The sequence below is a fragment of the Cryobacterium sp. RTC2.1 genome, from assembly GCF_035018685.1.
Taxonomy (GTDB): Bacteria; Actinomycetota; Actinomycetes; order Actinomycetales; family Microbacteriaceae; genus Cryobacterium; species Cryobacterium glucosi.
On the sequence record NZ_JASJXJ010000177.1, the window covers coordinates 1 to 6,904 of the forward strand.

At 67.8% G+C, this 6,904-nt stretch carries 5 protein-coding genes; 4 read left to right on the top strand and 1 reads right to left on the bottom strand.

The genetic code is table 11. From position 1 onward, the window contains the following. Positions 1-151 precede the first annotated feature (151 nt). Positions 152-1,174 (bottom strand): LacI family DNA-binding transcriptional regulator, encoded by a 1,023-nt coding sequence (locus tag QN357_RS16655; protein WP_134445950.1) that lies wholly within the window; start codon positions 1,172-1,174, stop codon positions 152-154. A gap of 167 nt (positions 1,175-1,341) precedes the next feature. Between QN357_RS16655 and QN357_RS16660 the strand changes: the two genes are divergently transcribed. The 4 genes from QN357_RS16660 (at position 1,342) to QN357_RS16675 (ending at position 6,667) form a co-directional block, all read left to right on the top strand. Further along, positions 1,342-3,378 (top strand): beta-galactosidase, encoded by a 2,037-nt coding sequence (locus tag QN357_RS16660; RefSeq protein WP_323505234.1) that lies wholly within the window; start codon positions 1,342-1,344, stop codon positions 3,376-3,378. After that, positions 3,375-4,334: a carbohydrate ABC transporter permease gene (locus tag QN357_RS16665; protein WP_134445948.1), complete on the top strand. Its 960-nt coding sequence runs from the start codon at positions 3,375-3,377 to the stop codon at positions 4,332-4,334. Before QN357_RS16660 ends, QN357_RS16665 begins: the two co-directional genes overlap by 4 nt. Before the next feature lie 110 nt (positions 4,335-4,444). Next, positions 4,445-5,251 carry a carbohydrate ABC transporter permease gene (locus QN357_RS16670; RefSeq protein ID WP_134446013.1) on the top strand — a complete coding sequence of 269 codons (807 nt, stop codon included), beginning with the start codon at positions 4,445-4,447 and terminating at the stop codon, positions 5,249-5,251. A gap of 87 nt (positions 5,252-5,338) precedes the next feature. Beyond that, positions 5,339-6,667: an ABC transporter substrate-binding protein gene (locus QN357_RS16675; protein ID WP_198413369.1), complete on the top strand. Its 1,329-nt coding sequence runs from the start codon at positions 5,339-5,341 to the stop codon at positions 6,665-6,667. Positions 6,668-6,904 lie beyond the last annotated feature (237 nt).

A 6,904-nucleotide genomic window follows, 5' to 3' on the forward strand; every position in this document is an offset into this window, starting at 1 on the left:
AGGCAGGTCCCGAGACAGAACTGTCAGCAAGGTCATGAGACAGAACTGTCAGATTGAGAACGAGACTTCACAGCCCTTAAACCCGTGGTTTAAGGGCCAAAAACGTACTCTCGCGAGGGAGGGAGACGGGTGCAAGGCAGGGCAGGGCGGGTCAGGCGGAGTCGCGCCAGACGATCGGGGTGGTGAGCAGGATGCCGCCGAGCTCTGGCTCCTCGCCGCGCAGCTGGGCCAGCACCGATTCGGCAGCCCGCTCGCCGAGGCCGGCGGCCGGTTGGTGCACGGTCGAGAGCAACGGCTGGCACCGGAGCGCCCAGGCGCTGTCGTCGAAGCCGACGACGCCGACGTCCCCCGGCACGCTGCGCCCGGCCTCGCGCAGCGCCTCGAGCGCGCCCGCAGCAACGGCATCGGATGCCGCGAACACCCCATCGAGTCCGGGCTCGGCGGCGAGCAGCGCGCGCATGCCCGCGACACCATCGGCATACGCATAGAACGGCACCCGGGCCACGAGGGCCGGGTCGAACAGGGGACCGAGGGCATCCGTGAACCCGGCCAGCCGGTCGGCTCCCGAGTCGCGGTCGAGGGCGGAGGCGATCATGCCCACGCGCGTGCGGCCGGTGGCCAGCAGGCGCTCCGTGATCGCGCGTGCGGAGCTCCGGTTGTCGATGCCGACGAACGGCAATTGCCGCAGGTCCGGCGGATGCCCGACAAACGTCGACGGCAGTCCCAGCTTCTCGATAATGCGCGTGATCGGGTCATTCTTGCGGGCCGACACGACGATGACCCCGTCGACGAAGCCGCCGCTCAGGTACCGGGCGACCCGGTCGGTGTCCCTCTCGGAGTCGATGATGAGGCAGACCATCTGGAAGTCGGCGAGGGACAGCGCGGCGTTGGCCCCGAGCAGGATCTCACCGATGTTGGGGTCTTCCAGAAAGAGCGAGTGCGGTTCGTGCACGATGAAACCGATCGCCTGCGAGCGCTGCATGACGAGGTTGCGGGCCGCGGTGTTCGGCACGTAGCCGACCTTCTCGATGGCGGCCTCGATCGCGATCCGCGCCTCGGCGGACACGTAGGGTTCGTCGTTCACGACCCGGCTCACCGTGCCGCGGGAGACCCCGGCCTCGAGGGCGACATCGTGGATCGTGGCACGTTTGCGCCGCCCCGGATTGGTCACCATTCGATAACTGTATCGCCCGTTTCGCGAAATGGTCCTTGACACGGATCGCGATCCGTACTTACTCTGTGTACGTTCACAGATCGGCCGCAGGGTCTTTTTTTCCACCCGGTCTGTGCACGTTCACAGACCATCCGGCGGATGCCGGTGCCAACGACGTCAGGGAGCCGATGAACGCGCGAGCAGCAGTCCAGAACGAGGCGGCATCCGCGGTCCCGTTCGCCCACGACGGCATCGCATACGGGTGTGACTACAACCCCGAGCAGTGGGGCCCGGAGACCTGGGCCGAGGACATGCGGCTGATGCGCGCGGCCGGCGTCGACCTCGTCGCGATCAACATCTTCGGCTGGTCACACATCGAGCCGAGGCCGGGGGAGTACGACTTCGCCAACCTCGACACGATCATCGACCTGCTGCACGCGAACGGCATCCGGGTCAACCTCGGCACCGGCACTTCTTCGCCGCCGCCGTGGCTCACCACGCTGCACCCGGAGATCCTCCCGGAGACCGAGGACGGCAGCATCCGCTACCCCGGTGGTCGCCAGGCCTGGTGCCCGAGCTCGCCGGTGTTCCGCGAGCACGCCCTCGCCCTCGTCGAGAAGGTCGCCGAGCGCTACGGCCGGCACCCCGCGATCGCGCTCTGGCACGTGTCCAATGAACTCGGCTGCCACAACGCGCTCTGCTACGACGAAGACAGCACGCTGGCCTTCCGGCGCTGGCTCCAGGCGCGCTACGGCACCATCGCCGCGCTCAACGCCGCCTGGGGAACCTCGTTCTGGAGCCAGCACTACGGTGACTGGTCCGAGATCCTCACCCCGCGACTCACCCTCTCGAGCCGCAACCCCGGCCAGGTGCTCGACTTCCACCGGTTCAGCTCCGACGAGCTGCTCGACTACTACCGCAGCGAACGCGACGTCATCCGCCGCCACAGTGCGGTGCCGGTCACCACCAACTTCATGGTCACCGCCCACATCCGCAACCTCGACTACTGGCAGTGGGCGCCCGAGGTCGACGTAGTCGCCAACGACCACTACCTCGACCACCGTCTCGGCGACCCCGTCACCGAGCTCTCCTTCGCAGCGGACCTCACCCGTGGGCTCGCCGGCGGGGCCCCGTGGCTGCTGATGGAGCAGGCGACCGGTGCCGTGAACTGGCAGCCGCACAACCTCGCGAAGGCGCCGGGCGAGCTGACCCGCAACTCCCTCACCCACGTCGCCCGCGGCGCGGACGCGGTCTGCTTCTTCCAGTGGCGGGCCTCGCTGCAGGGCTCGGAGAAGTTCCACTCCGCGCTGGTTCCCCACGCCGGCACAGACACCGAGCTCTGGCGCGAGGTCGTCGACCTCGGCGCCATCCTGGACCGGCTCGGCGACATCGCAGGCACCCGCGTCATCGCCGATGCCGCGATCGTCTTCAGCTGGGAAGCCTGGTGGGCCGGGGACGGCGAATCCCGGCCGTCACAGTCGGTCGAGTACCTCGGCCAGATGCACGCCGCATACACCGCGCTGCACCGTCTCGGCATCACGGTCGACGTGATCGCTCCGGACGCCGACCTGAGCGGCTACCGCCTCGTCGTCGTGCCCACCCTCTACCTCGTCACCGACGCGGATGCCGCCGGTCTCGCCGACTATGTCGCGAACGGTGGGCACGCGCTCGTCACCTTCTTCAGCGGCATCGTCGACGAGGACGACCGGGTCCGCCCGGGCGGCTATCCCGGCGCGTTCCGCGAGATGCTCGGCATCCGTGTCGAGGAGTTCTCCCCGCTGCTCCCCGGCCGGACGCTGAGCCTGGACTCCGGGGCGACTGCCGGCCTCTGGACCGAGCGACTGCGCCTCGACGGCGCGACCGCCGTTGCGAGCTACCGCGACGGCCCCCTGCCCGGCGTCCCGGCGATCACCCGCAACGGCTTCGGCCGGGGCACCGCCTGGTATCTCGCCACCGCACTCGAACCCGACGCCCTGCGCGGGGTGATGCGCACGGTCGCCCAGGCCGCGCGGGTCACCGCCCTCGGCCCGGAATCGGACGGCACCATCGAGGTCGTGCGTCGCGCCGATGCGACGCACAGCTACCTTTTCGTCATCAACCACGGCCACGCCGAGATCGAGATCGCCGCCAGCGGGCACGAACTCGTCACCGACGCCGCCGTCGACCGCATTGTGCGCGTACCGGCCGGCGCCGTGCGCGTCATCAGAGAGGACACGGCAGCATGAGTGCTTCCACCGCCCGATTCACGGATGTCCCGGGCGACACCCGCACGGCCCGCCGGCTCGCCGGCCGGCCCGGCCCCCGCCCGGCGAAGCCGCGGGTGCAGCACAAGCGCGCGATCCTGATCTTCGTGCTCCCCTTCGGCGCCCTGTTCTCCCTGTTCTACCTCGTGCCGATCGGCTACGCGATCTACGAATCCCTGCTCGTGATCAAGCGTGAGGGCACCTTCGGCGCGGCGACCGAGGTCTTCGGCGGACTCAGCCAGTACGTCCTGGTCTTCCAGAACGGCCCGTTCTGGCAGTCCGTCGGCCGGGTGCTCGCCTTCGGCGCCGTGCAGGTGCCGATCATGCTCGGGCTCGCGCTGCTGTTCGCGCTGCTGCTCGACTCCCCGCTCGTGCGCGGCAAGAAGTTCTTCCGCCTCGCGTTCTTCGTGCCATACGCGGTACCGGGCGTCATCGCCGCGATCATGTGGGGTTACCTCTATTCACCGAACCTGTCGCCGTTCAGCGCGGTCACCCAGAACATCAACTTCCTCTCGGCGGACCTCGTGCTCTGGGCCATCGCGAACGTCGTCACCTGGGTCTACGTCGGCTACAACATGCTCATCATCTACTCGGCGCTCCTGGCCATCCCGACCGAGCTCTACGAGGCCGCCCGTCTCGACGGCGCCGGGCAGCTGCGGATCGCCTGGTCGGTGAAGATCCCGCTGATCATGCCCGCGATCGTGCTCACCGCGATCTTCTCCATCATCGGAACCCTGCAACTCCTCGCCGAGCCGCAGGTGTTCCGGAGCTTCAGCTCCGCCGTGACGAGCACGTTCACGCCGAACCTCACCGTGTACACGACGTCGTCGATCCCCAACGTCAACCTCGCCGCCGCGTTCTCGGTGGTGCTGGCCCTGGCCACCTTCGTGCTCTCGTTCACATTCCTCAAGTTCACGCAGCGGAAGGAAGCCCAGTGAGCACCCTGACCCCCACCCCCGGCCCGGTGCGGCCGGCCCGTCGCATCCGCTCGACCCCCGGTTCGGCCCCACGTGCCCAGCGGGAGAACCCGTTCGCCCGGGCCAGCGCCATGATCGTGATGGGCGTCTTCACGCTCTACTTCCTGGTGCCGGTCTGGTGGCTGCTCGTCGCCGCCACGAAGGATCGCGCCCAGTTCACCGGCACGAACCCGCTCTGGTTCGCGGACTTCTCCCTGTTCCAGAACATCGGCGCCCTGGTCAGCTACCGCGACGGCGTCTACCTCAAGTGGATGCTCAACAGCGCGCTGTACGCCGGGCTCGGCGCCCTGGTCGGAACGATCATCGCCGGCATGTGCGGGTACGCCCTCGCCAAGTACCGGTTCCCCGGGCGCGAACTGATCTTCAACGTCGTGCTCGGCGGGGTGCTCGTGCCCGCAACCGCGCTCGCGCTGCCGCTGTTCCTGATCTTCAGCCAGATCAGCCTCACCAACACGTTCTGGTCGGTGTTCCTGCCGAGCCTGGTCAGCCCGTTCGGGGTCTACCTCGCCCGCATCTACGCCTCGGCGAGCGTGCCGGACGAACTGATCGAGGCGGCCCGCCTCGACGGTGCCGGCGAGGTGCGCACCTTCTTCACCGTCTCGGTGCGGATGATGGTGCCCGCCCTGGTCACCGTGTTCCTCTTCCAGTTCGTCGCGATCTGGAACAACTTCTTCCTGCCGTTGATCATGCTGCGCGACGAGACCCTGTTCCCGGTCACGCTCGGGCTCTACGGCTGGAACTCGCAGGTCAACCAGATCCCCGTGCTGCGTGACTACGTGCTGATCGGCGCGCTGCTGTCGATCATCCCGCTGATCATCATCTTCCTGCTCCTCCAACGCTTCTGGCGGAACGGCCTCAGCGCCGGCTCGGTCAAGTAGCCCCCTCACCTCACCTCCGCTTCACCCACAGCACCACCCGCCCGGAATGCCGGACGGTTCCTTTCCCAAGAGAAAAGAAGAAGACACATGCGAATGAAGAAAAGAGCGGTCGCCGTTGCCTTGCTCGCCGCAGCTTCGGTTGCGCTGACCGGCTGTTCCGCCTCGACGACAAGCTCCGGCACCGCCGCCGCAGCCTGCGCACCGTCGACCGGCAAGGTCGACCTGACCTTCACCACCTGGGTCCCCGGCATGGAGGACGCCGTCGCCGTGTGGAACAAGGCGAACCCCGACATCCAGGTGAAGGTGCAGACCGGACCCAACGGCAACGGCGGCACCTACCAGAACTTCTTCAACCAGCTCAAGGCCGGCAACGCGCCCGATCTCGGCCAGATCGAGTATGACGCGCTGCCGAACTTCCGCGTGCAGGACGGCCTGACCGACCTCGCCGCCTGTGCCGGCGTGCTCGACGCGAAGAAGGACTTCGTCGACTGGACCTGGGGACAGGTCAACTTCGGCGAGGACAACGCGGTGTACGCGATCCCGCAGGACGCCGGCCCCATGGCCATGTTCTACCGCGCCGACCTGTTCAAGGCCAACAACATCGCCATCCCGACCACGTGGGCCGAGTACACCGCCGCCGCAGAGAAGATCCGCGCGACCGGCGGCTACATCACCAACTTCTCCCAGAGCGACATCAACCAGTTCGCCGGACTCGTCTGGCAGGCCGGTGGCACCTGGTTCAAGAACGACGGCACCAACTGGACCGTGAACCTGACCGACCCGACGACGGCGAAGGTCGCCGCGTACTGGCAGGACCTGATCGACCGGGACCTCGTCTCGACCAACCCGCCGTGGACCGACGAGTGGAACAACGCGTACAACACCGGCAGCGACTGGACCTGGAACTCCGCCGCCTGGGGCGCCAACTCCATCGCGAGCGGCGCACCGGACACGGCCGGCAAGTGGGCCGTCGCCGAGTCCCCGCAGTGGGCCGCCGGCGACACGGCCAGCGGTAACTGGGGCGGTTCCTCGACCGCTGTCTTCAAGGGATCGAAGCACCCCTATGAGGCCGCGAAGTTCGCGCTCTGGCTGAACACCTCCGATGAGGCGCTCACCCTGCTGAACAAGTCCGCCAACCTGTACCCGGCGGCCAAGTCCGGTCTGGAACTGCCCGCGCTCAAGGCCGGAGTCGACTTCTACGGTGGCCAGGCCATCTACGACGTCTTCTCGAAGGCATCCTCGCAGGTCTCGCCCGACTTCGTCTGGGGTCCGACCATGACGCAGACATACAACGACGTCTCCGACGGGTTCAAGGCCGCGGTCACCAAGAAGGGCACCCTGATCGACGCCCTCAAGACCGGCCAGACGGCTACGATTGCGGCCATGACGGCGCAGTCGATTCCCGTCAACAAGTAGGGCTCTCCCAGCAGCTCCCCGGGAGCGATCCGTACCGACCCGTTCACGCAGTGTGAGCAGTTAGCAGCGATCCACGTGACTCACACTCCGTCGACGGACTCCCCGGCGGGTCTGTACTACCTCCGTGGGGGGGGGGGCGCCCGGGGGGCGGGGGGACGGCCGCGGCCGGAACCGGCTCCTGGCCGGCGTCGGGCTCTTCGTGCTCGGCTTCACGCTCGTCTTCGTGCTGACCGGGGT

Excerpts from the sequence above, each read along its gene's own strand:
- QN357_RS16655 (WP_134445950.1), bottom strand. The coding sequence starts at position 1,174 with ATGGTGACCAATCCGGGGCGGCGCAAACGTGCCACGATCCACGATGTC.
- QN357_RS16660 (WP_323505234.1), top strand. The coding sequence starts at position 1,342 with ATGAACGCGCGAGCAGCAGTCCAGAACGAGGCGGCATCCGCGGTCCCG.
- QN357_RS16665 (WP_134445948.1), top strand. The coding sequence starts at position 3,375 with ATGAGTGCTTCCACCGCCCGATTCACGGATGTCCCGGGCGACACCCGC.
- QN357_RS16670 (WP_134446013.1), top strand. The coding sequence starts at position 4,445 with ATGATCGTGATGGGCGTCTTCACGCTCTACTTCCTGGTGCCGGTCTGG.
- QN357_RS16675 (WP_198413369.1), top strand. The coding sequence starts at position 5,339 with ATGCGAATGAAGAAAAGAGCGGTCGCCGTTGCCTTGCTCGCCGCAGCT.